The sequence below is a fragment of the Burkholderiaceae bacterium genome, from assembly GCA_024235995.1.
Classification (GTDB): Bacteria; Pseudomonadota; Gammaproteobacteria; order Burkholderiales; family Burkholderiaceae_C; genus Ottowia.
In genome coordinates this window covers 1,020,028-1,043,659 of the sequence record JACKLI010000001.1, presented here as the reverse complement: position 1 = coordinate 1,043,659, position 23,632 = coordinate 1,020,028, and the positions used below count along the sequence as shown (strand labels likewise).

At 69.7% G+C, this 23,632-nt stretch carries 21 protein-coding genes and 1 pseudogene; 16 read left to right on the top strand and 6 right to left on the bottom strand.

The window, feature by feature from the left end; genetic code table 11:
- Position 1 precedes the first annotated feature (1 nt).
- From H6927_05155 to hpaR, 3 genes are read right to left on the bottom strand one after another with little or no spacing between them, the layout of a single operon-like run.
- Entirely contained in the window at positions 2-799 is a 798-nt protein-coding gene (locus H6927_05155) for a fumarylacetoacetate hydrolase family protein (GenBank protein ID MCP5217481.1), read from the bottom strand.
- On the bottom strand, positions 796-1,584 hold the full coding sequence (locus tag H6927_05150) for a fumarylacetoacetate hydrolase family protein (protein ID MCP5217480.1): 789 nt from the start codon (positions 1,582-1,584) through the stop codon (positions 796-798). Before H6927_05150 ends, H6927_05155 begins: the two co-directional genes overlap by 4 nt.
- Positions 1,581-2,066 carry a homoprotocatechuate degradation operon regulator HpaR gene (gene hpaR, locus H6927_05145; protein MCP5217479.1) on the bottom strand — a complete coding sequence of 162 codons (486 nt, stop codon included), beginning with the start codon at positions 2,064-2,066 and terminating at the stop codon, positions 1,581-1,583. The genes H6927_05150 and hpaR overlap by 4 nt, the downstream gene beginning before the upstream one ends.
- Positions 2,067-2,119: 53 nt before the next feature.
- Here hpaR and H6927_05140 point away from each other — a divergent pair.
- The 3 genes and pseudogenes from H6927_05140 to H6927_05130 all read left to right on the top strand — a co-directional run bounded on the left by H6927_05140 (position 2,120) and on the right by H6927_05130 (position 3,977).
- A pseudogene (locus H6927_05140) lies at positions 2,120-2,680 on the top strand (nitronate monooxygenase).
- A 189-nt stretch (positions 2,681-2,869) separates the two neighbouring features.
- Positions 2,870-3,340: a nitronate monooxygenase gene (locus tag H6927_05135; protein ID MCP5217478.1), complete on the top strand. Its 471-nt coding sequence runs from the start codon at positions 2,870-2,872 to the stop codon at positions 3,338-3,340.
- Positions 3,341-3,404: 64 nt separating this feature from the next.
- The gene (locus H6927_05130) at positions 3,405-3,977 is read left to right on the top strand and encodes a Uma2 family endonuclease (GenBank protein ID MCP5217477.1); all 573 of its coding nucleotides are present in this window, start codon (positions 3,405-3,407) and stop codon (positions 3,975-3,977) included.
- Positions 3,978-3,988: 11 nt separating this feature from the next.
- Here H6927_05130 and murI read toward each other — a convergent pair whose 3' ends face one another.
- Entirely contained in the window at positions 3,989-4,897 is a 909-nt protein-coding gene (gene murI / locus H6927_05125; protein ID MCP5217476.1) for a glutamate racemase, read from the bottom strand.
- Here murI and radA point away from each other — a divergent pair.
- The 13 genes from radA (at position 4,896) to H6927_05060 (ending at position 21,251) form a co-directional block, all read left to right on the top strand.
- Positions 4,896-6,368, top strand: coding sequence for a DNA repair protein RadA (gene radA / locus H6927_05120; GenBank protein ID MCP5217475.1), 1,473 nt, complete (start codon positions 4,896-4,898; stop codon positions 6,366-6,368). The two genes, murI and radA, sit on opposite strands and share 2 nt — an antisense overlap.
- A gap of 137 nt (positions 6,369-6,505) precedes the next feature.
- Positions 6,506-8,428, top strand: coding sequence for a PrkA family serine protein kinase (locus H6927_05115; GenBank protein MCP5217474.1), 1,923 nt, complete (start codon positions 6,506-6,508; stop codon positions 8,426-8,428).
- A gap of 178 nt (positions 8,429-8,606) precedes the next feature.
- Positions 8,607-9,875, top strand: a complete 1,269-nt coding sequence (locus H6927_05110) for a YeaH/YhbH family protein (protein MCP5217473.1) — start codon at positions 8,607-8,609, stop codon at positions 9,873-9,875.
- Positions 9,872-11,503 carry a SpoVR family protein gene (locus H6927_05105; GenBank protein ID MCP5217472.1) on the top strand — a complete coding sequence of 544 codons (1,632 nt, stop codon included), beginning with the start codon at positions 9,872-9,874 and terminating at the stop codon, positions 11,501-11,503. Before H6927_05110 ends, H6927_05105 begins: the two co-directional genes overlap by 4 nt.
- A gap of 374 nt (positions 11,504-11,877) precedes the next feature.
- A complete protein-coding gene (proV, locus tag H6927_05100) occupies positions 11,878-13,134 on the top strand; it encodes a glycine betaine/L-proline ABC transporter ATP-binding protein ProV (protein ID MCP5217471.1) in 1,257 nt (418 codons plus the stop codon).
- Between the two features lie 14 nt (positions 13,135-13,148).
- Positions 13,149-14,312, top strand: coding sequence for a glycine betaine/L-proline ABC transporter permease ProW (gene proW / locus H6927_05095; protein MCP5217470.1), 1,164 nt, complete (start codon positions 13,149-13,151; stop codon positions 14,310-14,312).
- A 40-nt stretch (positions 14,313-14,352) separates the two neighbouring features.
- Positions 14,353-15,381: a glycine betaine/L-proline ABC transporter substrate-binding protein ProX gene (gene proX / locus H6927_05090; GenBank protein MCP5217469.1), complete on the top strand. Its 1,029-nt coding sequence runs from the start codon at positions 14,353-14,355 to the stop codon at positions 15,379-15,381.
- A 100-nt stretch (positions 15,382-15,481) separates the two neighbouring features.
- On the top strand, positions 15,482-15,904 hold the full coding sequence (locus H6927_05085; GenBank protein MCP5217468.1) for a glycerate kinase: 423 nt from the start codon (positions 15,482-15,484) through the stop codon (positions 15,902-15,904).
- Positions 15,905-16,525: 621 nt separating this feature from the next.
- Positions 16,526-17,263, top strand: a complete 738-nt coding sequence (locus H6927_05080; protein MCP5217467.1) for a hypothetical protein — start codon at positions 16,526-16,528, stop codon at positions 17,261-17,263.
- Positions 17,264-17,645: 382 nt separating this feature from the next.
- Entirely contained in the window at positions 17,646-18,584 is a 939-nt protein-coding gene (locus H6927_05075) for a branched-chain amino acid transaminase (GenBank protein ID MCP5217466.1), read from the top strand.
- A 17-nt stretch (positions 18,585-18,601) separates the two neighbouring features.
- Entirely contained in the window at positions 18,602-18,826 is a 225-nt protein-coding gene (locus H6927_05070; GenBank protein ID MCP5217465.1) for a zinc-finger domain-containing protein, read from the top strand.
- 23 nt (positions 18,827-18,849) lie between these two features.
- Positions 18,850-20,139 (top strand): O-antigen ligase family protein, encoded by a 1,290-nt coding sequence (locus H6927_05065; GenBank protein MCP5217464.1) that lies wholly within the window; start codon positions 18,850-18,852, stop codon positions 20,137-20,139.
- On the top strand, positions 20,136-21,251 hold the full coding sequence (locus tag H6927_05060; protein MCP5217463.1) for a glycosyltransferase: 1,116 nt from the start codon (positions 20,136-20,138) through the stop codon (positions 21,249-21,251). The genes H6927_05065 and H6927_05060 overlap by 4 nt, the downstream gene beginning before the upstream one ends.
- 192 nt (positions 21,252-21,443) lie before the next feature.
- Here H6927_05060 and H6927_05055 read toward each other — a convergent pair whose 3' ends face one another.
- On the bottom strand, positions 21,444-22,799 hold the full coding sequence (locus H6927_05055; GenBank protein ID MCP5217462.1) for a HAMP domain-containing protein: 1,356 nt from the start codon (positions 22,797-22,799) through the stop codon (positions 21,444-21,446).
- A 1-nt stretch (position 22,800) separates the two neighbouring features.
- Positions 22,801-23,508: a response regulator transcription factor gene (locus tag H6927_05050; GenBank protein ID MCP5217461.1), complete on the bottom strand. Its 708-nt coding sequence runs from the start codon at positions 23,506-23,508 to the stop codon at positions 22,801-22,803.
- Positions 23,509-23,632: the final 124 nt, after the last annotated feature.

The window sequence follows — 23,632 nt, the reverse complement described above, 5'->3', positions numbered from 1 at the left end:
TTCAAGCTTTATTGGTGCGGGCTGCAACCCGATTCGATTCAGAAACGATGGTGCTCTGCAAGGCGCCGATGCCCTCGATCTCGCACACCACGACCGAGCCCACCGGGCAGTCCACCACGCCGTCGGGCGTGCCGGTCAGGATCACGTCGCCGGGGTACAGCGTCATGAAGCTGGTGAAGTACTCGATCAGCGTGGGCACGTCGAACACCATGTCGGCGGTGCTGCCCCGCTGGGTGATCTCGCCGTTGACGGTGGTCTGCAGCTTCAAGGCCATCGGGTCGGGCACGTCCCGGGCATCGACCAGCCAGGGGCCGATGGGGGTGCAGGTGTCGCGGTTCTTCACGCGCAGGTTGGGGCGGTACCAGTTTTCCAGGTAGTCGCGGATGGCGTAGTCGTTGGCCACGGTATAGCCGCGGATGAAGTCGTAGGCGTCGGCCTTCTTCACGCGCCGGGCCTCGCGGCCGATGACCACCGCCAGCTCGCATTCGTAGTGCATGTTGCGCACGCCGTCGGGGCGCACGGTGCAGGCGCGATGGCCGATCAGCGAGGCCGCGCCCTTGGCGAAGGCCAGCGGCTCCTCGGGCGGCTTGAAGGCCAGCTCCTTCGCGTGGTCGGCATAGTTCAGCCCCAGCGCCAGCACGGTGCGCGCGCGCGCCGTGGGCGCCAGCGGCGGCAGCCAGACCACGTCGTCGAACGACAGCCGGCGGCCCCTGAACGCGGGCGTGAGCAGTTCGAGCTGGCCGTCGCGCTCGATCGCGTCGTGCACGGCGCCGGCCCAGGCGATGCGGGCGTGTTTCATGATGACGAGGCCCCCACGCTCCGCACTGGCGTGTCTGCGCTGCCCCCCGAGGGGGCCTTCGCGCCTTGGGGCGGCCCGGCGGCGCTCACCTCCTCCACCAGCGTGTGCGTCAGCGGCGCGAGGCCCGGCGCGGCCATCTCGATGCGGTCGCCGGCCCTGGCGCGCGGGCGCGTGCCGTCCGGCAGGCAGTCGGTGCCGAGCAGCAGCACGTCGCCGGGCTGCAGGGTCATGAAGGCGCCGACGTCGGCCAGCAGCGTGGCGGCGTCGCGCACCAGGGTGGACAGGTCCACCGTCTGCACCCGCGCGCCATTGACGCGCACCTCGATCTTCAGCGCCTTCACAGCCACCTCGCGCAGCGGCGTGACCGATGGGGCGCAGACCAGGAAGCCATCGCGGTTGCGGTAACGGATGGCCGGGCGGTAGTAGCTGGCGTGCGGCAGGCTCAGGTCGTCCAGCAGCACGCAACCGGCCACGCGGGACAGGCCATCGACTTCAATATTAATAGCTGCCTGCGCTTGATGGGTGCCGGCTGCGCCCCCATTCGTTTCAAAATCGCCGATCACCAGCCCCAGCGTGGCGCCCAGCTCGACCTCGCCCGTCACCGGCACGGCCGCGCCCGCGGGCGCGAAGGTGTTGGCGGTCTTGACGTAGAGCACCGGCGCCTGCGGCGCGGCCTGGTAGGGCGCCTCGGCCATCCTGGGCGCCCACAGCGCCCATTCGCGCCGAAAGTTCAGCAGCGGGCCGTACACGGTGCCGCGCGGCAGCCACGGCATGTCCAGCGTCATCGCACGCTCTCCTCTTGTTCCTCGGCAGCCTCGGCGGCCACATGCGGCGGCAGCGCGATCAGTTCGTCCAGCAGCGCGTACAGCTGCACCAGGCGCGACTGGCCCAGGTGCGCCGCCAGGTCCTCGTACTGCGCCTCGATCGAGCCCGACAGCCCGTCGGCCAGCGCCAGCCCCTCGTCCGTCGCCCAGACCAGGGTGCGCCGCGCGTCCTCGGCGCTGCGCTGGCGCGTGACCAGGCCGTCACGCTCCATGCGCGCCAGCATGCCCGTCAGGCTGGGGCCCAGGATGTAGGCGCGCTCGGCCAGCTGGCCCGTCTCCAGCCCGTCCTCGGCGTGCTCGCGCAGCACGCGCAGCACGCGCCACTGCTGGTCCGACAGCCCATGCGCGCGCAGGGCCGGCCGGCGGTGCTGCATCAGCGCCTCGCGCGCGCGCAGCAGCAGCAGGGGCAGGTTGCGGTGGACGAACGGTGCGGCGCGGGGCATTTATTTAATATATTAAATTTATTCCGGCAACGCAAGAGGGTCAGAATGCCCCCATGAGTTCGTCCCTTTTGCAACACCGCCTGGGCCTGCGCTGGCCCCTGCTGCAGGCGCCCATGGCCGGCGCACAGGCCAGTGCCATGGCGCTGGCCGTCAGCGGCGCCGGCGCCTTGGGCGCCCTGCCCTGCGCCATGCTGGCGCCCGACGCGCTGCGGCGCGAGCTGGCCGTCATGGCCGCCAGCGGCCTGCCTTACAACGTCAACTGGTTCTGCCACACGCCGCCGGTGCCGGACGCCGCGCGCGAGGCCACCTGGCGCGCGGCACTGAAGCCCTACTACGACGAGCTCGGCCTGGACATCGACGCGGTGCCAGCCGGCCCGGGCCGCGCGCCCTTCAGCGCCGAGGCCGCCGAGCTGATGGCCGAATGCAAGCCGCCGGTGGTCAGCTTTCACTACGGCCTGCCCGCGCCCGAGCTGCTGGCGCGCGTCAAGTCCTGGGGCGCTTTCGTCCTGTCGTCGGCCACCACCGTGCGCGAGGCGCTATGGCTTGAGGAGCATGGCGCGGACGCCATCATCGCGCAGGGGCTGGAGGCCGGCGGGCATCGTGGGCATTTTTTGCCGACGGGCCGCCCCGAGGCAAAAACAGCCCCCTCAGGGGGCAGCGCACCACGCGAAGCGGGGGAGCGTGGGGGGCATTTTTTACCGACGGGCCGCCCCGAGGCAAAAACGGCCCCCTCAGGGGGCAGCGCACCACGCGAAGCGGGGGAGCGTGGGGGGCATTTCCTCAGCGACGACTTGAGCGAGCAGATGGGCACCTTCGCGCTGCTGCCCCAAGTGGTCGCCGCCGTTCGCGTGCCCGTCATCGCCGCTGGCGGCATCGCCAGCGCGGCCGGCGTGCGCGCCGCGCGCGCCTTGGGCGCCCAGGGCGTGCAGGTGGGCACCGCCTACCTGTGCGCCGACGAGGCGCTGACCACGCCCGCGCACCGCGCCGCGCTGCAGAGCGAAGCCGCGCGGCACACCGTGATCACCAACCTGGTCACGGGCCGGCCGGCGCGCGGCATCGTCAACCGCGTGATGCGCGAGCTGGGGCCGATGAGCCGCGCGCCCTCGGCCTTTCCGCTGGCCACCGCCGCCATGGCCTATTTGCGCGCGCAGGCGGAAAAGCAGGGCCGCCTGGACTTCACCCACTTCTGGAGCGGCCAGAACGCCAGCGGCTGCCTGAGCGCGCCGGCGGCCGACATCACGCGGGAGCTGGCGCGGGGCTTTGAAAGCGGCTGATCCTTGGCCTGCGGCGCTCGCCATGCACGCGCATCCCGTGTAAGCTTTGCCCCTGGATACCGCCATGTCGCTGCCCCTGTCCCAACCCCGCTTTGACGCATCGCAGTATCTGGCCTGGGAAGAAGGCCAGGCGGACAAGCACGAGTACATCGACGGCGAGGTCTTTGCCATGGCCGGCGCCTCCGAGGCGCACGTCACCATTGCCGGCAATCTCTACATGGCCCTGCGCAACCATCTGCGCGGCGGCCCCTGCAGCGTGTTCATTGCCGACATGAAGCTGCAGGTGGCCGAGGACAACGCCTTCTTCTACCCCGACGTGTTCGTCACCTGCGCCCCGGCCGACCGCGCGCAGAGCCATTGCAAGAGCGCGCCGACGCTGGTCATCGAGGTGCTCTCGCCCAGCACCAGCGCGTTCGACCGCGGCGCCAAGTTTGCCGCCTACCGCAAGCTGGCCAGCCTGCGCGAATACGCCGTCATCGACAGCGAGCGGCAAGGCGTGGATCTGTTTCGCCGCGACAGCGAGTCCGGCCACTGGGTGCTGTACCCCTTCGAGGCCGGCGACGAACTGCACTGCGCCAGCGTGGGCCTGCGCCTGCCCATGGCCAGCCTGTACGAAGACGTGCGCTTCGAGGCCTGAAGCCGCGCTGGCTACGCCATCGGCACCTCGATCGCCTGGGCCGGCCCCGCCGGGGCGTGCAGCCAGCGCGCTGCCGCGGCCTGCAGGGCCTGCGAGTCGCCGGTGCTGAACAGCTGCAACGCGCTGGCGCCGCCGCCCGGCGCCAGGCCATCGGCGCGCTGCAGCAGGCGGCGGGTGTGGCGCGCCACGGGCGCGCCGGTTTCCACCAACTGCACGCCAGGGCCCACCAGATTGCGCAGCACGTCTTGCGCAAAGACGTAGTGGGTGCAGCCCAGCACCAGCGTGTCGATCTGGCCGCCTTGAGCGCCAAATGGGCCCGTAGCCCCGATGTATCTTGCGCACAATGCTTTCATTTTGATAGTCCACACGCCACCCGACGCAGGCTCGGCGGCGGCGCGCTCGATGGCATCGGCCAGGCCGTCGCAGGGCTGCAGCGCAAAGTCCGCCTGCCCCTGCAGCGACTGCAGCAGCCGCGCGAACTTGCCGCTGGCCAGCGTGCCGCGCGTGGCGAAGACGCCGATGCGCCCGGTGCGCGTGACCGCCACGGCGGGCTTGAGCGCCGGCTCCACCCCCACCACGATCAGGCCCGGGTGCTGCTGGCGCAGCCGGGCGATGGCCGCCGCCGTGGCGGTGTTGCAGGCCACCACCAGCGCCTTGATGCCGTGCCGGGCGCGCAGCCAGCCGGCGATGGCCAGCGCGCGCCCGGCCACGAAGGCATCGCCGCGCTCGCCATAGGGCGCGTGGCCGGTGTCGGCCAGGTAGACGAAGCGCTCGTGCGGCAACTCGGCCTGCAGCGCGCGCAGCACGCTCAGGCCGCCAACGCCGCTGTCGAACACGCCGATGGGGGCGCGGGAAGAAGACACGTTCACGGACTGCACAACCGGGCATTGTCCGCCTGCCTCGCTACCATGCACGCCCATGGCCCAACCCAAGACCGTCTACACCTGCAACGAATGCGGCGCCAGCAGCGCGCGCTGGCTGGGCAAGTGCCCCAGCTGCGGTGCCTGGAACGCGCTGGTGGAGAGCGTGGCCGAGGCGCCGGCCGCCGGCAAGAACCGCCTGGGCGGCGCCTTCAGCGCCCTGGCGCCCAGCGCCGCCGTGCAGCCGCTGGCGGCCATCGAGGCGGTGGACGTGGCGCGCACGCCCACCGGCCAGGCCGAGCTGGACCGCGTGCTGGGCGGCGGCATCGTCGAGGGCGGCGTGGTGCTGATCGGCGGCGACCCGGGCATCGGCAAGTCCACACTGCTGCTGCAAGCGCTGGATGCGCTGCAGCGCTCCGGCATGCCAGCGCTGAGCGCCGCACGGCCGCCCGAAGGCGCGAACGCCCCCTCGGGGGGCAGCGCACCTCGCGCAGCGGGGGAGCGTGGGGGCACCTTGTACGTGACAGGAGAAGAATCGGGCGCGCAGGTGGCGCTGCGGGCGCGGCGCTTGGGCATCACGGGCTCGCAGGTGGCGGTGCTGGCCGAGATCCAGCTTGAAAAAATCCTGGCCACGCTGGGCGCGCAGCAGCCCGCCGTGGCCGTCATCGACTCGATCCAGACCGTCTACAGCGACCAGCTCACCAGCGCGCCCGGCAGCGTGGCGCAGGTGCGCGAGTGCGCCGCGCACCTGACGCGCTGGGCCAAGGCCAGCGGCTGCACCATCGTGCTGGTGGGCCACGTGACCAAGGACGGCCAGCTGGCCGGCCCGCGCGTGCTGGAGCACATGGTGGACACAGTGCTGTACTTCGAGGGCGACACGCACAGCAGCTTTCGCCTGATCCGCGCCATCAAGAACCGCTTCGGCGCGGTCAACGAGATCGGCGTGTTCGCCATGACCGAGCAGGGCCTCAAGGGCGTGAGCAACCCCAGCGCCATCTTCCTGAGCCAGCACGCCACGCCGGTGCCCGGCAGCTGCGTGCTGGTGACGCTGGAGGGCACGCGGCCGATGCTGGTCGAAATCCAGGCGCTGGTGGACTCGGGCGGCGTCAGTCCGCGGCGCCTGTCGGTGGGGCTGGAGCGCGACCGCCTGGCCATGCTGCTGGCGGTGCTGCACCGCCACGGCGGCGTGGCCACGGGCGACCAGGACGTGTTCGTCAACGCGGTGGGTGGCGTGCGCATCAGCGAGCCCGCCGCCGACCTGGCGGTGCTGCTGGCCATCACCGGCAGCCTGCGCGCCAAGCCGCTGCCCAAGGGTTTCATCGCGTTTGGCGAGGTGGGCCTGGCCGGCGAGGTGCGGCCCGCGCCGCGCGGGCAGGAGCGGCTGCGCGAGGCGGCCAAGCTGGGCTTTTCGGTGGCGGTGGTGCCCAAGGCCAATGCGCCGCGCAAGGCCGACCGCGCGCTGGAGGGCCTCACGATCCACGCCGTCGAGCGCGTGGACGAGGCCATCGCGCTGGTGCGTCAATTGGATTGAACCCCACGCGCGAATCGACATCGAACAGCCCGCTGTCCAAAGCATGCGATTGGTGCTAAAACGACCTCACGCGGTAGCCTGAATACCGCAATGGCGCGGCACGGCCCGCCCGCGAGCCTGCCGCAATGGGAGCTTGTATGGATGTCATCAGCAACTCCGCCGCGCGCCATGCGCGCCTGCGCGAAGAGGAACTGTCGATCGACGAATACCTCGCCCTGTGCCAGAGCGACCCCATGGCCTACGCCAGCGCCGCCCAGCGCATGCTGGCGGCCATCGGCGAGCCCGAAATGGTGGACACGCGCAAGGACCCGCGCCTGTCGCGCCTGTTCGCCAACAAGGTGATCCGCCGCTACCCCGCGTTTGCCGAGTTCTACGGCATGGAGGACGCCATCGAGCAGGTGGTGAGCTTTTTTCGCCACGCGGCGCAGGCGCTGGAAGAGCGCAAGCAGATCCTGTACCTGCTGGGCCCGGTGGGCGGCGGCAAGAGCTCGATCGCCGAGCGCCTGAAGTACCTGATGCAGAAGGTGCCCTTCTACGCGCTCAAGGGTTCGCCGGTCAACGAGTCGCCCCTGGGCCTGTTCGACGCCGCCGAGGACGGGCCGGTGCTGGAGGAGCAGTTCGGCATCCCGCGCCGCTGCCTGCAGCACGTGCTCTCGCCCTGGGCCGTCAAGCGGCTGGAGGAGTACGGCGGCGACATCCGCCACTTCCGCGTCGTCAAGCGCTACCCCAGCATCCTGCGCCAGGTGGCCATTGCCAAGACCGAGCCGGGCGACGAGAACAACCAGGACATCTCCAGCCTGGTGGGCAAGGTGGACATCCGCAAGCTGGAGAACTTTGCCCAGGACGACACCGACGCCTACAGCTACTCGGGCGGCCTGTGCCTGGCCAACCAGGGCCTGCTGGAGTTCGTGGAGATGTTCAAGGCCCCCATCAAGGTGCTGCACCCGCTGCTGACGGCCACGCAGGAGGGCAACTACAAGGGCACCGAGGGTTTTGGCGCCATCCCGTTCGACGGCCTGGTGCTGGCGCACAGCAACGAGAGCGAGTGGAAGGCGTTTCGCAACAACCGCAACAACGAGGCCTTCCTCGACCGCATCTACATCGTCAAGGTGCCCTACTGCCTGCGCGTGAGCGAGGAGGTGAAGATCTACGAGAAGCTGATCCGCGAGTCGTCGCTGGCCGACGCCGTGTGCGCGCCCGGCACGCTCAGGATGATGGCGCAGTTTGCCGTGCTCACGCGCCTGAAGGAGCCCGAAAATTCCAGCATCTTCAGCAAGATGCAGGTGTACGACGGCGAGAGCCTGAAGGACACCGACCCGCACGCCAAGAGCTACCCCGAGTACCGCGACTACGCCGGCGTGGACGAGGGCATGAGCGGCATCTCCACGCGCTTTGCCTTCAAGATTTTGTCCAAGGTGTTCAACTACGACAGCACCGAGGTGGCGGCCAACCCGGTGCACCTGATGTACGTGCTGGAGCAGCAGATCGAGCGCGAGCAGTTTCCGGCCGACCTGGAGACGCGCTACACCGGTTTCATCAAGGAATACCTGTCGCCGCGTTACGCCGAATTCATCGGCAAGGAGATCCAGACCGCCTACCTGGAGAGCTACAGCGAGTACGGCCAGAACATCTTCGACCGCTACGTGACGTATGCCGACTACTGGATCCAGGACAGCGAGTACCGCGACACCGACACCGGCGAGGTGTTCGACCGGAACGCGCTGAACGCCGAGCTCGAGAAGATCGAAAAGCCCGCCGGCATCGCCAACCCCAAGGACTTTCGCAACGAGATCGTCAACTTCGTGCTGCGCGCGCGCGCCAACAACCAGGGCAAGAACCCGAGCTGGACCAGCTACGAGAAGCTGCGTGCGGTGATCGAGAAGAAGATGTTCTCCAACACCGAGGAGCTGCTGCCCGTCATCAGCTTCAACGCCAAGGCCAGCGCCGACGAGGCCAAGAAGCACGAGGACTTCGTCACCCGCATGGAGTCCAAGGGCTACACGCCCAAGCAGGTTCGCCTGCTGTGCGAGTGGTACCTGCGCGTGCACAAAAGCTCGTAAATGGCACACCCCCAGTCTCCACTCGCTGCGCGATGTTTCGCCTTCCCCCTTGCAGGGGGCACGCCCTCTGGCCGGGGAAACCCCGGCCATGGGCTTACGCGCATGGCCTGCTCCGCGGCCTTTGGGCTCTTGGTGTTTCATGCGATGCGGATGGCGCGAAGCGCCATGGATAACTAAGATGGCCTTGCACATCATCGACCGCCGCCTCGCCGGCAAGAACAAGTCGGTGGGCAACCGCGAGCGCTTCATCCGCCGCTACAAGCAGCAGATCGCCGAGGCGGTGCGGCGCGCCGTGGCGCAGCGCGACATCCGCCACATCGAGCAGGCTGAGAACGTCACCATCCCCAGGAAGGACATCCACGAGCCGACCTTTCACCATGGCCCGGGCGGCGTGCGCGACACGGTGTACCCCGGCAACGTCGACCACGTGCGCGGCGACCGCATCGCGCGACCCCAGGGCGGCGGCAACGGCGCGGGGCGGCAGGCCAGCGACAGCGGCGAGGGCGAGGACGACTTCACCTTCACCCTGACCAAGGAAGAGTTCATGCAGCTCTTCTTCGAGGACCTGGCGCTGCCGCGCCTGCTGCGCACCCACATCGGCGAGACGCCGCAGTACAAGACGCGCCGCGCCGGCTTCAGCCACGACGGCACGCCGCACAACCTGGCGGTGCTGCGCACCATGCGCGGCGCCCTGGGCCGGCGCATCGCCCTGGGCAAGCCGGCCAGCCGCGAGCTGCAGGCGCTGCGGCAGCAGCTGGACGATCTGCTGGCGCAGGACGACGGCACCAGCGAGGCGGCGGCCGAGCTGCAGCAGCGCATCGAGGCGCTGCGCGCGCGCCTGGGCAAGGTGGCCTTTCTCGACCCGATCGACCTGCGCTTTCGCAACCTCACGCGCGTGCCGGTGCCCAGCAGCCAGGCGGTGATGTTCTGCCTGATGGACGTGTCGGGCTCGATGGACGAGCAGCGCAAGGACCTGGCCAAGCGCTTCTTCATCCTGCTGTACCTGTTTCTCACGCGCCACTACGAGAAGATCGAGATGGTCTTCATCCGCCACCACGCACAGGCCGACGAGGTGGACGAGGACACCTTCTTTCACGCCACCGAAAGCGGCGGCACCGTGGTCAGCAGCGCGCTGGTGCTGCTCGAGCAGATCGTGCGCGCGCGCTACCCGGCGCAGGACTGGAACATCTACGTCGCCCAGGCCAGCGACGGCGACGACTACGGCGACGACAGCGCCATCTGCCGCAAGCTGCTGGCCGACAAGATCCTGCCGCTGGTGCGCTACTACGCCTACGTGCAGGTGGCGCCCGAGGAGCAGAACCTGTGGCAGCAGTACAGCCAGCTGCCGCCGCTGTTTCCCTGGTTCGCCATGCGCAAGGTGGACGAGGCCGGCGAGATCTACCCGGTGTTCCGCGAGCTGTTCAAGAAGGAGGGGGTTGCTTCATGATCCTCTCGATGTACCCCGTGCTGGAGCGGCGCAGCGGCCACCACCACCGCAAGCCGGGCGGCGCCGGCGAGCGCGGCGCGCGCGACGTGCCGACCGCGCCGCTGCCCGCCGGCAAGCGCCCCGCGCACCCGCTGCCCGACCCGAGCGACTGGAGCTTCGAGCTGATCGAGCGCTACTACGGCGCCATCGCCGCCACCGCCGAGCGCTTCGGCCTGGACACCTACCCCAACCAGCTGGAGGTCATCAGCGCCGAGCAGATGATGGACGCCTACGCCAGCCTGGGCATGCCCGTGGGCTACCGCCACTGGAGCTACGGCAAGGCCTTCCTGGCCGTCGAGCGGCGCTACCGGCGCGGGCAGATGGGCCTGGCCTACGAGATGGTGATCAACGCCAACCCCTGCATCAGCTACCTGATGGAGGAAAACTCCACCGCCATGCAGGCGCTGGTGATCGCGCATGCGGCCTACGGGCACAACAGCTTCTTCAAGGGAAACTACCTGTTCGGCATGTGGACGGACGCCGGCAGCATCATCGACTACCTGATCTATGCGCGCGAATACATGGCGCAGTGCGAGGAGCGCCATGGCCTGGACGCGGTCGAGCAGCTGCTGGACTCGTGCCACGCGCTGTCCAACTTCGGCGTCGACCGCTACCGCCGCCCGTCCAGGAAGAGCCTGGCGCGCGAGCGCGCCGAGCACGAGCAGCGCGAGGCCTACGCCCAGCAGCAGGTCAACGTGCTGTGGAGCACCCTGCCCACGCGCCGGGGCAAGGGCAGCGCCGCGGCGCCCGAGAACGAGCGCTTTCCCAAGGAGCCGGAAGAAAACATCCTGTACTTCATCGAGAAGAACGCCCCGCTGCTGGAGCCCTGGCAGCGCGAGATCGTGCGTATCGTGCGCAAGATCGCGCAGTACTTCTACCCGCAGCGCCAGACCCAGGTGATGAACGAGGGCTGGGCCACCTTCTGGCACCACACCCTGCTCAACACGATGTACGACGAGGGCTGGCTGACCGACGGCGTGATGATCGAGTGGCTGGCCTCGCACACCAACGTCATCTACCAGCCGCCGGTGGAGCACCCGGCCTACAGCGGCATCAACCCCTACGCGCTGGGCTTCGCCATGTACCGCGACATCCGGCGCATCTGCGAAAGCCCCACCGACGAAGACCGCCGCTGGTTCCCCGAGCTGGCCGGCACGCCCTGGCTGCCGGCGCTGCACCACGTGATGCGCAACTACAAGGACGAGAGCTTCGTCGGCCAGTACCTGAGCCCGCAGCTCATCCGCCAGCTGCGCCTGTTTGCCATCCACGACGACGCCCGCGAGCGCGAGCTGCTGGTGAGCGCCATCCACGACGAGGACGGCTACCGCGAGCTGCGCCAGCTGCTGTCGCGCCAGTACGACCTGGGCGTGCGCGAGCCCAACATCGAGGTCTGGAACGTCAACCTGCGCGGCGACCGCTGCCTGACGCTGCGCCACACCCCCGTGCAGGGCCGCCCGCTGGCCGACGACGCGCCGGAGGTGCTCAAGCACGTGGCGCGCCTGTGGGGCTTCGGCGTGCAGATCGAGAGCGTGGGCGAAGACGGCGCCCTGCCCGTGCTGCTGCACAGCGTGCCGGCGCCGAGCCCCTGACGGCGGCTCCGGCCCATGCGGGCCCAGGGCCGACGGGTTTCATGCCTTTTTGGTCAATTTTTATTGACTTTCATACGAAACAAAGTATAATGAAAAGGCTTCAGCGGCGCACCGCCTTGGTGCTGCGTGGCTGAAGGTCGGGGCGTCCAGCGCCGCGACGCCTGCCTTTCACGCACGCCGCCTTCAGGGCGGCCCGGAAGGCACCCAGGACTTGCTGGAGCCAGCACGCGCTCCACATCGCCCGCCCAGGGGTCGAACGCCGGTCGCACCGGCCCGCATCCGGCCCCGCCCAACTCGATTGATCGCGCCGCGCGCGCCGGAGCGCCCCTCGGGGCCGCACCCGGCCTTGCCGTCGCCAAGCAGGGGAAAAGCGCATGGCCAAGACCATCCAGATCGAACACGTCTTCAAAGTCTTCGGCGACGAGCCGCAGCAGGCCCTCGCGCTGGCGCGCCAGGGCCATTCCAAGCAGGACATCGTGGCGCAGACCGGCCAGTCGATCGGCGTGTTCGACGCCAGCTTCACCATCCAGGCCGGCGAGATCTTCGTCGTCATGGGCCTGTCGGGCTCGGGCAAGTCCACCCTGGTGCGGCTGATCAACCGCCTGATCGAGCCCACCGCCGGGCGCATCCTGGTCGACGGCGAGAACATCAACGACTACGGCGAGGCGCAGTTGCGCGCCTTTCGCCGCAAGGACATCAGCATGGTGTTCCAGTCCTTCGCGCTGCTGCCGCACCTGACGGTGCTGGACAACACCGCCTTCGGGCTGGAGCTGGCCGGCGTGGACAAGGCCGCGCGGCTGGCGCAGGCGCGCGCCGCGCTGGCCCAGGTGGGGCTGGAGGTGTGGGCCAACGCCTACCCCGACGAGCTGTCGGGCGGCATGCAGCAGCGCGTGGGCCTGGCGCGCGCGCTGGCGGCCGACCCGTCCATTCTGCTGATGGACGAAGCCTTCTCGGCGCTCGACCCGATCATCCGCACCGACATGCAGGACGAGCTGCTGCGCCTGCAGCAGGACAAGCGCCGCACCATCGTCTTCATCTCGCACGACCTGGACGAGGCCATGCGCATCGGCGACCGCATCGCCATCATGAAGGACGGCCAGGTGGTGCAGGTGGGCATGCCCGAGGAAATCCTGCGCGCGCCGGCCGACGAATACGTGCGCAACTTCATCCGCGGGGTGGACGCCGCCGCCGTGTTCAAGGCCGGCGACATCGCGCGCAAGACGCAGGTGGAGGTGTCCGAAAGCCCCACGCGCGGCTGCCGCCCGGCCCTGAAGCGCCTGCAGCAGCAGGACCGCGAATGGGGCTACGTGGTCAGCCCCGGCCACGCCTTCCTGGGCGTGGTGTCGGCCGAGTCGCTGCGCCAGGCGCTGCGCGGCCACGAAGGCCCGCTGGGCCTGCGCCAGGCCTTCGTGCCGGACGTGGCGCCGGTGGCCGCCGACACGCCCATCAGCGAGCTGTACGGCCTGATGGTGCAGTGCCCCTGCCCGCTGCCGGTGGTCGACCCGAACGGGCGCTTTCTGGGCGCCATCAGCAAGACCACGCTGCTGAAGTTCCTGGACCCCAGCACCGACCCGCACGGCAACCCCCTGCCGCAGCCCGCCGACGCGGCCGCCGTGGCCATGGCCGCCTGAACGGAAAAAGCCTCATGAGCGACAACGCCAACGACCCCTGGAGCGCCGCCGCCGGCACCCCGGCGGCCGCCAACCCCTACGCCACGGCGGACGCCGCCGCCAGCCCCTACCAGGCCGCCCCGCCCGCGCCCGGCGGCGACGCCTGGCTGCAAGGCGGCACGCCGGCGCCCGGCACCGACTTCCTGGCCAGCGCGCCGGTGCCCGCGCCCGCCGCCGGGCACGGCTGGTCCCTGAGCCAGTTGTGGGACGGGAGCCTGCCGGTGCAGGATGGGATCAACCAGGGCCTGGACTGGCTGGTGCTGCACTTTCGGCCGCTGCTGCATTCGCTGCGCGGGCCGGTCGACGCCCTGCTGGGCGGCGTGGAGGCGGCCCTGCAGTACCCGCCCACCGGCGTGATGATCGCCCTGCTGGCGCTGCTGGCCTGGCAGCTGGCGGGCAAGGCGCTGGGCCTGGCCACGCTGGTGTCGCTGGCGGTGGTGGCGGTGCTGGGCATCTGGCCCGAGGCCATGGTGACGCTGTCGCTGGTGCTCACCTCGCTGCTGTTTTGCGTCGTCATCGGGCTGCCATTGGGCATCTGGCTGGCCCGCAGCGAGCGCGCGCAAAAGTGGGTGCGCCCGATCCTGGACGCCATGCAGACCACGCCGGCCTTCGTCTACCTGGTGCCCGTCGTCATGCTGTTCGGCATCGGCAACGTGCCGGGCGTCATCGTCACCATCATCTTCGCGCTGCCGCCGCTGGTGCGCCTGACCAACCTGGGCATCCGCCAGGTGCGCCCCGACCTGGTGGAGGCCGCGCGCGCCTACGGCGCCTCGCCCTGGCAGCTGCTGGTGAAGGTGCAGCTGCCGCTGGCCATGCCCTCGATCATGGCCGGCATCAACCAGACGCTGATGCTGAGCCTGTCGATGGTCGTCATCGCCTCGATGATCGCCGTCGGCGGCCTGGGCCTGATGGTGCTGCGCGGCATCGGCCGGCTGGACATGGGCCTGGCGGCCGTCGGCGGCCTGGGCATCGTGATCCTGGCCATCGTGCTCGACCGCATCACCCAGACCATGGGCCAGCCCCGGCGCGGCCAGCGCCAGCGCTGGTTCCAGCGCGGGCCGGTCGGCCTGGCGCGGCGCCTGCTGGGCGCGCGTCCCGCCGCGCCCACCGCGCCCTCTGCACCCACTTCCCGCACCTGACGGCCCACCCTGTTTTTGTACCCCCAAGGAGACCCTTGCCATGACATCCATCCCCTCCACCACCACCCGACGCGGCCTGCTGGCCGCCTTCAGCCTGGCCGCGGCCGCCATGGCCACGCCCGCGCTGGCCGCCGGCGACTTGCCCGGCCAGGGCGTCGTCGTGCAGCCGCTCAAGAGCACCATCGCCGAGGAAACCTTCCAGACCGAGATCGTGATGAAGGCGCTGGAAAAGCTGGGCTACGACGTCAAGCCGATCAAGGAAGTGGACTACCCCGCGGCCCACCTGGCCATCGCCAGCGGCGACGGCACCTTCCTGGCCGACCACTGGGACCCGCTGCACGCCGACTACTACAAGAACGCCGGCGGCGACGCCAAGCTGTGGCGCGACAACGCGTACTCCACCGGCGCGCTGCAGGGCTACCTGATCGACAAGAAGACCGCCGACCAATACAAGATCACCAACATCGCGCAGTTCAAGGACCCGAAGATCGCCAAGCTGTTCGACACCGATGGCGATGGCAAGGCCGACCTGACCGGCTGCAACCCCGGCTGGGGCTGCGAGCGCGTGATCGAGCACCAGCTGGACGCCTACGGCCTGCGCGGCACGGTGACGCACGTGCAGGGCAACTACTCGGCGCTGATCGCCGACACCATCGCGCGTCACCAGCAGGGCAAGCCGATCTTCTATTACACGTGGACGCCCTACTGGGTCAGCAACGTGCTGGTGCCGGGCCGGGACGTGAGCTGGCTGCAGGTACCCTTCTCCTCGCTGCCGGGCGAGCAAAAGGGCCTCGACACCCAGTTGCCCAACGGCCAGAACTACGGCTTCGTCGTCAACACCCAGCGCATCCTGGCCAACCGCGCCTTCGTGGACGCCCACCCGGACGCCAAGAAGCTGTTCTCGGAGATGAAGCTGCCGGTGGCCGACATCAACGCGCAGAACAAGGCCATGCACGACGGCGCCAACAAGCCGGCCGACATCGCGCGCCACGTGGACGGCTGGATCAAGGCGCACCAGAAGACCTTCGACCGGTGGATCGCCGACGCCAGGGCGGCGGCCAAGCCCTGATTTCAAGCCAAATCGGCTTTTCGCCCCCGTCAAACAAGCGCAATCAGCTATTTTTACGATAGCAATCCGACGCCCCGCGGCGGCCGGCGACAATAGCGGCATGACCTGGCAACGCCTGCTTGCAATTCTTCTGGCCGTGGCCCTGGGCGCCGGCGCCTGGCGCGCGGGGGGCTGGTCGGGCCTGGCCCTGGTGGGCAGCGCGCTGGTGCTGTGGGGCCTGCTGTACTACAACCAGATCCTGGCGGTGATGAGGCGCGCCGCCGACCGGCCGATGGGCTACGTCGACAGCGCGGTGATGCTCAACGCCAGGCTGCACGCCGGCCAGCCGCTGCTCAAGGTGTTGGCGCTGACGCGCGCGCTGGGCGAACCCCTGACCGAGGTCGGCGCCGACCCCGAGACCTACCGCTGGACCGACCCGGGCGGCTCCTGGGTGACGGCCGAATTCAAGGGCGGCAAGCTGATCCACTGGCAGCTGGAGCGCCCGGCCCCCGAGCCCGCCGCCGCAACCCCGGGCGAGCCCTGACAGGCGGCTGAAATACCACTCCTGAGCCAGGATGGATCAAGACCCCATCGGTCAGGCTCGACAAGTGATGGTGCGCGGGCTCAGGAAGGTCACTCCGATGTTCGTGCTGAACATGGCTGCCTACAACCTGGTGCGTATGCGTTCGCTGGAGTAAGTGTGCTCGCAGAGCGCCCGATACGCGTTAAGGGGCGCAGACCAAGGCCTGCGCGGTTGGGGTCGAGCTCCCCATGCGTCTTTGGGCTTTCATGATCGCCGCAGCGATCCGGATCACGCGCCCAACGAGGCAGGTCTGGGTTTGACGGCGGGCACTTCAGCTGCCTGCCAGGGGTTTCAATTTACCCCTCGAATAAGTGGAACGGACTACAAAACACATCGGAAAACAACTATGTCACAGTTTCCGAAGCGCCCATTGTTGCGTCCCATCAAATGCTCACTAGACTTTCGCCCGTCCGCCAAGTGGCACTGGATAGCGGACCCAGAGTAGCTCGAAATTACTCGTTTTGACCGACTGTTCCAGGCCAAAGGCAACGATGTCCTGTCGTCACGTCAACCGTTGTCAGACGCGCTTGACGACCCAGTACATCGACGTAACCAACTCTCCAAATCGTAGAAAGTATAACCGTGAAACTGAAAGCTATCGCAGCCGCACTGGCCTGCCTCGCCTTGTCCAGCCTGGCGTCCGCCCAGGTCATCAACAACGACTCCAATCAAAGTCAAAGTCAAAGTCAAAGCCAAGAGTCAATGAACGTGCAAGGCGAACCCGGCACGGGCACCGGTACGGCCAGCAGCTCGCAACAGGCCGCTCAGACCCAAGCCCAAACCATCAGCACCTCTTTGAACAACAGCGGTAACGGCGGCGCAGGTGGTGCAGGCGGCGTCGGTAACGGCGGCACAGGTGGTACCGGCGGCACTGCGAACAGCCACGCCACCTCCAGCTCTGGCGGCAACGTGATCAACACCGCGCTGACCGTCCAGGGCGACACCGTGACCTACCAGGCCCAGGCCCGCGATCCGGTCAGCACCGCTTATGCCGCCCCCCTGGCTGCCGCCAACGGCACCTGCATGGGCTCGTCGTCGGCGGGCGCCCAGGGCATTGGCTTCGGCCTGAGCCTGGGCACAACCTGGCGTGACGATGGCTGCGACGCGCGCTACGACGCTGTGGCCCTGCAAGCCATTGGCGAAACGGTGGCCGCACGCGTCCGCCTGTGCCTGAAGCCGGAAATCGCCGAAGCCTTCGAGCGCGCCGGCAAGCCCTGCCCCTCTTCAACGCGCAAGACCGCAACCGCTGCGGGCAGCGCGTCGAACCCGGGCATGGCCGTGGCAGGCAACGCGCAATTGCCTGGCGCCTACCTGAACTGAGCCTGAGCGGCTGTGACACCGCGCGCGTCTGGCAGGGGCGAAGGACCAGCAGCAGGGTGATTGAAAAAAAGCCTGGCCGCGCAGCATGCGGCCAAAGCTCCGGCAGCACTTACAGCGTGCCAGCAGCCGCTTCTTCAGCAACGTGTGAAGGCAACGCCGAACCAGTCCCGTACGCGTCGCGCATCCCTGATTGGGGTGGTCTGCAGCGTTGCCAATACTCGCGATAGCCCCAGCTATCGCTGCGCTTTGCGCCTTGCATCCCATCCCCAATCAGGGCGCACGCCATTGCAGGGACTGGTTCAACGTTGCCCTAAAATCAGTGGCTTGTGGCCGACGCCCCATGCGGCGCCGCCGTGTTGGCACCCCCTGGAAGACCCGAACCATGAGCACTCCCGCACCCTCGCTCGACGACCGCGACGGCAAGATCTGGCTGGACGGCCAGATGGTGGATTGGCGCGACGCCAAGGTCCACGTCCTGACCCACACCCTGCACTACGGCTGCGGCGCCTTCGAGGGCGTGCGCGCGTATGAAACCGCCACGGGCACGGCGGTGTTTCGCCTGGAAGACCACACCCAGCGCCTGCTCAACAGCGCCAAGATCTTGCGCATGAAGGTGCCCTTCAGCGCCGAGCAGCTCAATGCCGCGCAAAAAGAGGTGGTGCGCGCCAACGGCCTGAAGAGCTGCTACCTGCGCCCGCTGGTGTGGATCGGCTCGGAGAAGCTGGGCGTCTCGCCCAAGGGCAACCGCATCCACGCCATGGTGGCGGCCTGGTCCTGGGGCGCCTACCTGGGCGAGGACGGCATGAAGAAGGGCATCCGCGTGCGCACCAGCAGCTACGCGCGCCACCACGTCAACATCACGATGACGCAGGCCAAGACGGTCAGCAACTACACCAACTCGATCCTGGCCAACATGGAAGCCACCGACGAGGGCTACGACGAGGCCGTGCTGCTCGACACGTCCGGCTTCGTCAGCGAAGGCTCGGGCGAGAACCTGTTCGTCGTCAAGGACGGCACGGTGTACACGCCCGACCTGTCGGCCGGCGCGCTCAACGGCATCACGCGCAACACCGTGCTGCACATCTGCCAGGACCTGGGTATCCCGCTGGTGCAAAAGCGCATCACGCGCGACGAGTGCTACATCGCCGACGAGATGTTCTTCAGCGGCACGGCGGCCGAGGTCACGCCGATCCGCGAGTACGACCGCATCCCCATCGGCGCCGGCCAGCGCGGCCCCATCACCGAGAAGATCCAAAGCGCGTTCTTCGACATCGTGAACGGCCGCAACGCCAAGTACGCCCACTGGCTGGCCAAGGTTTGAGCGGGAGTACCGACGACATGCGCAGCGCCCCCGTGATCGAACTGCAGGCCGCCGACCTGACGCCCGACGGCGAAGTCTTCTGCCCCAACCCCAAGGCCGACATGAAGCTGTGGAACACCCACCCGCGGGTGTTCCTCAAGCTGAGCGTGACCGGCCACGCCAAGTGCCCCTATTGCGGAACCGAATACCACGTGCAGCCCGGGCAGGCGCTGGCGCACGTGCACGCGCACGCGCACCACTGACGCGGCCGGGGTCTGCCGCACCCATGGCCTTGCTCCAGGGGGTCCCGCCCGCCGCGGCCCTGATGAATGCGGCGGCGTTCCTGCTGCTGGCGCTGTCGCTCGGCCTGCGCTCGGGCTATTCGCTGGGCGCCGTGCTGCTGCTGGCGCTCGGGCTGGCGGCCTGGCCCGGCGTGCTGGCCGGGCGCGTGCGCTGGTCGCTGCCGCTGGCGGCCTGGGCCGGCTCGGTGGCGCTGATGGGCGGCGTGTGGAGCATGCACATCGTCGACGCCAACGGCCACCTGATCACCGACTCGCTGGGACTCGACCGCTGCATCAAGTACCTGGGCGCCCTGCTCATACTGCCGGCGCTGCTGGTGCGCCGCCCCGCGGCCGCCGCCCTGCGCTGGGGCTGCGCGCTGGGCGCCATCGGCGCCGGCCTGACGGCGCTGTGGCAACTGCAGGTGCAGCACCTGGAGCGGGCCGAGGGCTACACCAACGCCATCCAGTTCGGCAACCTGGCGCTGCTGCTGGGGCTGTGCAGCGCCATCTGGGTGCTGCAGGAGCGCCCGCCGCGCGCGCAGGCCCTCGTCGGCTGGGTGGGCGCGGCGATGGGCCTGCTCGCCAGCCTGGCGTCGGCCAGCCGCGGCGGCTGGGTCATGCTGCCGCCGCTGATGCTGCTGATCCTGTGGCTGCAGCGCGCGCCCGGTGCCGCGCCGGCGGGGCGGCGGGCGGCGCGCGCCGTGCTGGTCACCGCCACCATCTGCACCGTGCTGGCCACGCTGCCGGTGGTGCAGCAGCGCGCCGAGCTGGCCGCCGACGAGCTGCAGCGGCAGGCGCAACAGGGCGCGGGCACGTCCGTCGGCCTGCGCGTGGCCTTCTGGCGCCAGGCCTGGGCCGACGGCCTGGAGCAGCCTTGGGTGGGCGTGGGCCAGCTGGGCTACGAGCAGCGCCAGCGCGCGGCGGTGGCACAGGGCACCATGCCGGCGCTGGCCATCCGCTACAACCACGCGCACAACGAATGGCTGGACATGTTCGCCAAGCGCGGCCTGCTGGGCGTGCTGGGCCTGCTGCTGTTCTACGCCGTGCCGGGCGTGCTGTTCGGGCACGCGCTGCGCCAGGCGGGCGGCGACACGCCCGCGCAGCGCGCGCGCCGCGCCGCCGCGCTGTGCGGATTGACCACGGTGCTGGCCTACCTCGGCTTCGGCCTGACGCAGGTCATGTTCGCCCACAACAACGGCAACCTGATGTATTTGCTGACCGTCTCGCTGTGGCTGGCAGTAAGCTGGCATGGCGCGGGCGGCCCAGCCGGCGCGGCGACGGAGCCCCAGCAATGACCGGGCCCGGCGCGCACGCTGCATCACCCGCGCCGGCGCTGCGCGTGCTGCACTTCGTCTCGGGCGGCTTCTCGGGCGCCACCCAGGTGGCGATCGACCTGTGCGGCCCGCAGTCGGGGCAGGACACGCTGCTGGTGCTGCGCCGGCGCCACTCGATCGACCCGGCGCCGCGCGTGGCCCAGCTGCGCGCCCAGGGCCTGCAGGTGGAGGTGGTGCCGCGCTGGTCGCACTGGGCCACCATCCGCGCGCTGATACGCCTGTGCCGCGACTGGCGGCCCGACGTGCTGGTGGCGCACGGCTTCAGCGAGCACCTGTGGGGCCGCTACGCCGGCCTGTGGGCGGGCGTGCCGCGCCTGATCCAGGTGGAGCACAACACGCGCGAGCGCTACGGCTGGTGGCGCCTGCGGCAGTCGCTGTGGCTGGCGCGGCGCACCGAGCGCATCATCGGCGTGTCGCGCGCGGTGCGCGACGCGCTGGTGGCGCGCGGCCACCCGGCCGAGCGCTGCACCGTGGTGCTCAACGGCATCGACCTGGCCCGCTGGCAGGGCGGGCGGCCCTGGGACGAGCGCGAGGACGCGCTCGTCATGCCGGCGCGCTTTGCCGGGCAGAAGGATCACTTCACCCTGATCCGCGCCGTCGCCCTGCTGGCGGCGCGGGGGCTGCGCCCGGTGGCGTACCTGGCCGGTGAGGGCAAGTCGAGCTGGCGCGCGCGCGCCGAGCGGCTGGCGCGCGAGCTGGGCGTGGCCGATCAGGTGCGCTTCCTGGGCCATGTGGACGACATGCCCGCCCTGCTGGGGCGCGTCAGACTGTGCGTGCTGGCCACCCACTACGAGGGCCTGGGCCTGGGCCTGATCGAGGGCATGGCCGCGGGCTGCTGCGGCATCGGCAGCGACGTGGAGGGCGTGCAGGAAATCCTGACGCACGGCGAAACCGGCTTTCTGGTGCCGCACCAGGACGCCGCCGCCCTGGCCGACACGCTGGCCGAGCGCCTGCGGGACCCGGAAGGCAGCGCCCGCATCGCCGCCGCCGGCCAGCGCCACGTGCAGGCCACGTTCGACCGCCAGCGCATGCGCCAACAATACCTGGCGCTGTTTCGGCAGCCGCCGCGCTGATCACACGCCGAGGACCGGCCAAAAGAGCCGCCGCCTCGAGGGCGGCGGGAAAGTCAAGGTGGTGTGAATGCTCTCCTCCCGGGCGCGGCATTCTTGAACCAAGATACGCGTGACAGCAGCGTTGGGTTCACTATAGCCAAGCATTTGTCACCCAAACGACTGACACTGGCGCAAAAGCAAGGCGGTCGTGAATTAATGCTCAACCCGTCCAGTGCGGCCTGCATCGGCCAAGGGCAGGCACAGCGTGAAGCGCGCACCGCCGCCGGGGTACTCGCCGCAGCGCACGCTGCCGCCGTGGCGCTGGGCGATCGAGCGCACCAGCGCCAGGCCCAGGCCCACGCCACCCTCGCGCTCGCTGGCGCCGGGCAGGCGGTAGAAGGGCTCGAAGATGCGCTCGCGCTGCCCGGGCGGCACGCCCGGCCCGTGGTCATCCACCTGCAGCACCGCCTGCGCGCCATCGACCGACAGCGTCACGTCCACGGCCAGTTGCTGCCCGGCGCGCCGGCCGTGGCGGGCGGCGTTCTCCAGCAGGTTGCGCACCGCGCGCCGCAGCAGCTTGGACACGCCGCGCACCAGCACCTCGCCGGTGCCGGGCGCCAGGCTCAGCTCGGCATCCACGCGCGCCGCCTCCTCGGCCACCAGGCCCACCAGGTCGATCGGCTCCAGCGTGCCCAGGTCGGTCTGCGGCGCTTCCAGCCGGCTGGCCAGCAGGATTTCGTCGACCAGCTGGTCCAGCTCGGCGATGTTGCGCTGGATCTCGGCTCGCGCACTGGCCTGTGCGTCGCCCGCCTCGCCGCCGCCGGGCCGCCCCAAGGCGGCGAGCGCCCCCTCGGGGGGCAGCGCACCATGCGCAGCAGGGGAGCGTGGGGGCATCAGTTCTATGGCCATGCGGATGCGTGTCAAGGGCGAGCGCAGCTCGTGCGACGCATTGGCCAGCAGCGACTTCTGCGACTGCAGCAGCGCGGCTTGGCCTTGCATCAGCTCCTCGATGCGCCCGGCCGCGGCGTTGAAGTGGCGCGCCAGGTCGGCCACCTCGTCGCTGCCGGCCGCCGGCACGCGCTCGCCCAGGTGGCCTTCGCCCCAGCGCTGCACGCCGCGCTGCAAGGCTTCGAGCCGCTGCGTCAAACGCCGGGCGATGGGAAACACGCCCAGCATCACGGCCAGGCCGGCCAGGGTGATGATCCCGATGAAGCCATAGGGCGGGCGCAGCCAGGTCAGCAGCCGGCGCGCGCCCCGCGGGCCCGCACGCGCCTCGGACGGCCGGGGCGGCGCCAGCTCGAGGTTGAGCACTTCGCCATCGTCCAGCGTGACGGCAAACTCGGTGCCATGGCCCGGCCCGCGCCGGATCAGCGCCGCCGCGCTGCCGATGCGCTCGCCCGACTCGTTGCGCACCACCAGCTCGCGCGGGGGCTGGCGCAGGCGGGCGCGCTCGCGCTCGCGCTCGGCCTGGTGCCAGGCCCAGCCCAGCACCAGGCTGAGCAGCAGCACGCTGCCGGCCACCGCGAGCCAGATGCGCACGTACAGCTTGCCGGCGATGGGGTTGGGCATGTCAGTCTTGCTGGCGGGCAAACACGTAGCCGACCCCGCGCACGGTGACGATGCGCCTGGGGTTCTTCACGTCCTGCTCGATGGCGGCGCGGATGCGGCCGATGTGCACGTCGATCGAGCGGTCGAACGCCTCCAGCTCACGCCCGCGCACCGCTTCCATGATCTGCTCGCGCGTGAGCACGCGGCCGGCGCGCTCGGCCAGCGTGACCAGCAGGTCGAACTGGTAGCTGGTCAGCTCGCAGGGCACGTCGCCCACGGTGACGGTGCGCGCGTCGCGGTCGATCTCCAGGCTGCCGAAGCCCATGCGCTGGTGCTCGGGCGTGGCCGCGCCCTGGCGGCGGCGCAGCACGGCGCGGATGCGCGCCAGCAGCTCGCGCGGCTCGAAGGGCTTGGGCAGGTAGTCGTCGGCGCCCAGCTCCAGGCCGATGATGCGGTCCATCGGGTCGCCCTTGGCGGTCAGCATCAGCACCGGCACGCGCGCGTCCTCGCCGGGCAGCGCGCGGATGCGCCGGCACACCTCCAGGCCGTCGATGCCGGGCAGCATGAGATCGAGAATGACCAGGTCGACCGGCGCGTCCTGCAGCATCGCCAGGCCCGACTCGCCGTCGCCCGCGTGGGTCAGCACGTAGCCCGACTGCCGCAGGTATTCGCCCACCATGCCAGCCAGCCGGGCGTCGTCTTCGATCATCAACAGGCGGGCGGTGCTCATTAAATAACCTCCGTGCTTTGCACTGCGGTATGAGCCCCCTTCGGAGCGGCCGGGCGGGGGCTCATGCGTTTGCTCGGGAGAGTCTGATGTTCCATCCATCATCGGGCAGGTACCGCCCGGGGGC

Excerpts from the sequence above, each read along its gene's own strand:
- H6927_05155 (MCP5217481.1), bottom strand. The coding sequence starts at position 799 with ATGAAACACGCCCGCATCGCCTGGGCCGGCGCCGTGCACGACGCGATC.
- H6927_05150 (MCP5217480.1), bottom strand. The coding sequence starts at position 1,584 with ATGACGCTGGACATGCCGTGGCTGCCGCGCGGCACCGTGTACGGCCCG.
- hpaR (MCP5217479.1), bottom strand. The coding sequence starts at position 2,066 with ATGCCCCGCGCCGCACCGTTCGTCCACCGCAACCTGCCCCTGCTGCTG.
- H6927_05135 (MCP5217478.1), top strand. The coding sequence starts at position 2,870 with ATGGGCACCTTCGCGCTGCTGCCCCAAGTGGTCGCCGCCGTTCGCGTG.
- H6927_05130 (MCP5217477.1), top strand. The coding sequence starts at position 3,405 with ATGTCGCTGCCCCTGTCCCAACCCCGCTTTGACGCATCGCAGTATCTG.
- radA (MCP5217475.1), top strand. The coding sequence starts at position 4,896 with ATGGCCCAACCCAAGACCGTCTACACCTGCAACGAATGCGGCGCCAGC.
- murI (MCP5217476.1), bottom strand. The coding sequence starts at position 4,897 with ATGGGCGTGCATGGTAGCGAGGCAGGCGGACAATGCCCGGTTGTGCAG.
- H6927_05115 (MCP5217474.1), top strand. The coding sequence starts at position 6,506 with ATGGATGTCATCAGCAACTCCGCCGCGCGCCATGCGCGCCTGCGCGAA.
- H6927_05110 (MCP5217473.1), top strand. The coding sequence starts at position 8,607 with ATGGCCTTGCACATCATCGACCGCCGCCTCGCCGGCAAGAACAAGTCG.
- H6927_05105 (MCP5217472.1), top strand. The coding sequence starts at position 9,872 with ATGATCCTCTCGATGTACCCCGTGCTGGAGCGGCGCAGCGGCCACCAC.
- proV (MCP5217471.1), top strand. The coding sequence starts at position 11,878 with ATGGCCAAGACCATCCAGATCGAACACGTCTTCAAAGTCTTCGGCGAC.
- proW (MCP5217470.1), top strand. The coding sequence starts at position 13,149 with ATGAGCGACAACGCCAACGACCCCTGGAGCGCCGCCGCCGGCACCCCG.
- proX (MCP5217469.1), top strand. The coding sequence starts at position 14,353 with ATGACATCCATCCCCTCCACCACCACCCGACGCGGCCTGCTGGCCGCC.
- H6927_05085 (MCP5217468.1), top strand. The coding sequence starts at position 15,482 with ATGACCTGGCAACGCCTGCTTGCAATTCTTCTGGCCGTGGCCCTGGGC.
- H6927_05075 (MCP5217466.1), top strand. The coding sequence starts at position 17,646 with ATGAGCACTCCCGCACCCTCGCTCGACGACCGCGACGGCAAGATCTGG.
- H6927_05070 (MCP5217465.1), top strand. The coding sequence starts at position 18,602 with ATGCGCAGCGCCCCCGTGATCGAACTGCAGGCCGCCGACCTGACGCCC.
- H6927_05065 (MCP5217464.1), top strand. The coding sequence starts at position 18,850 with ATGGCCTTGCTCCAGGGGGTCCCGCCCGCCGCGGCCCTGATGAATGCG.
- H6927_05060 (MCP5217463.1), top strand. The coding sequence starts at position 20,136 with ATGACCGGGCCCGGCGCGCACGCTGCATCACCCGCGCCGGCGCTGCGC.
- H6927_05055 (MCP5217462.1), bottom strand. The coding sequence starts at position 22,799 with ATGCCCAACCCCATCGCCGGCAAGCTGTACGTGCGCATCTGGCTCGCG.
- H6927_05050 (MCP5217461.1), bottom strand. The coding sequence starts at position 23,508 with ATGAGCACCGCCCGCCTGTTGATGATCGAAGACGACGCCCGGCTGGCT.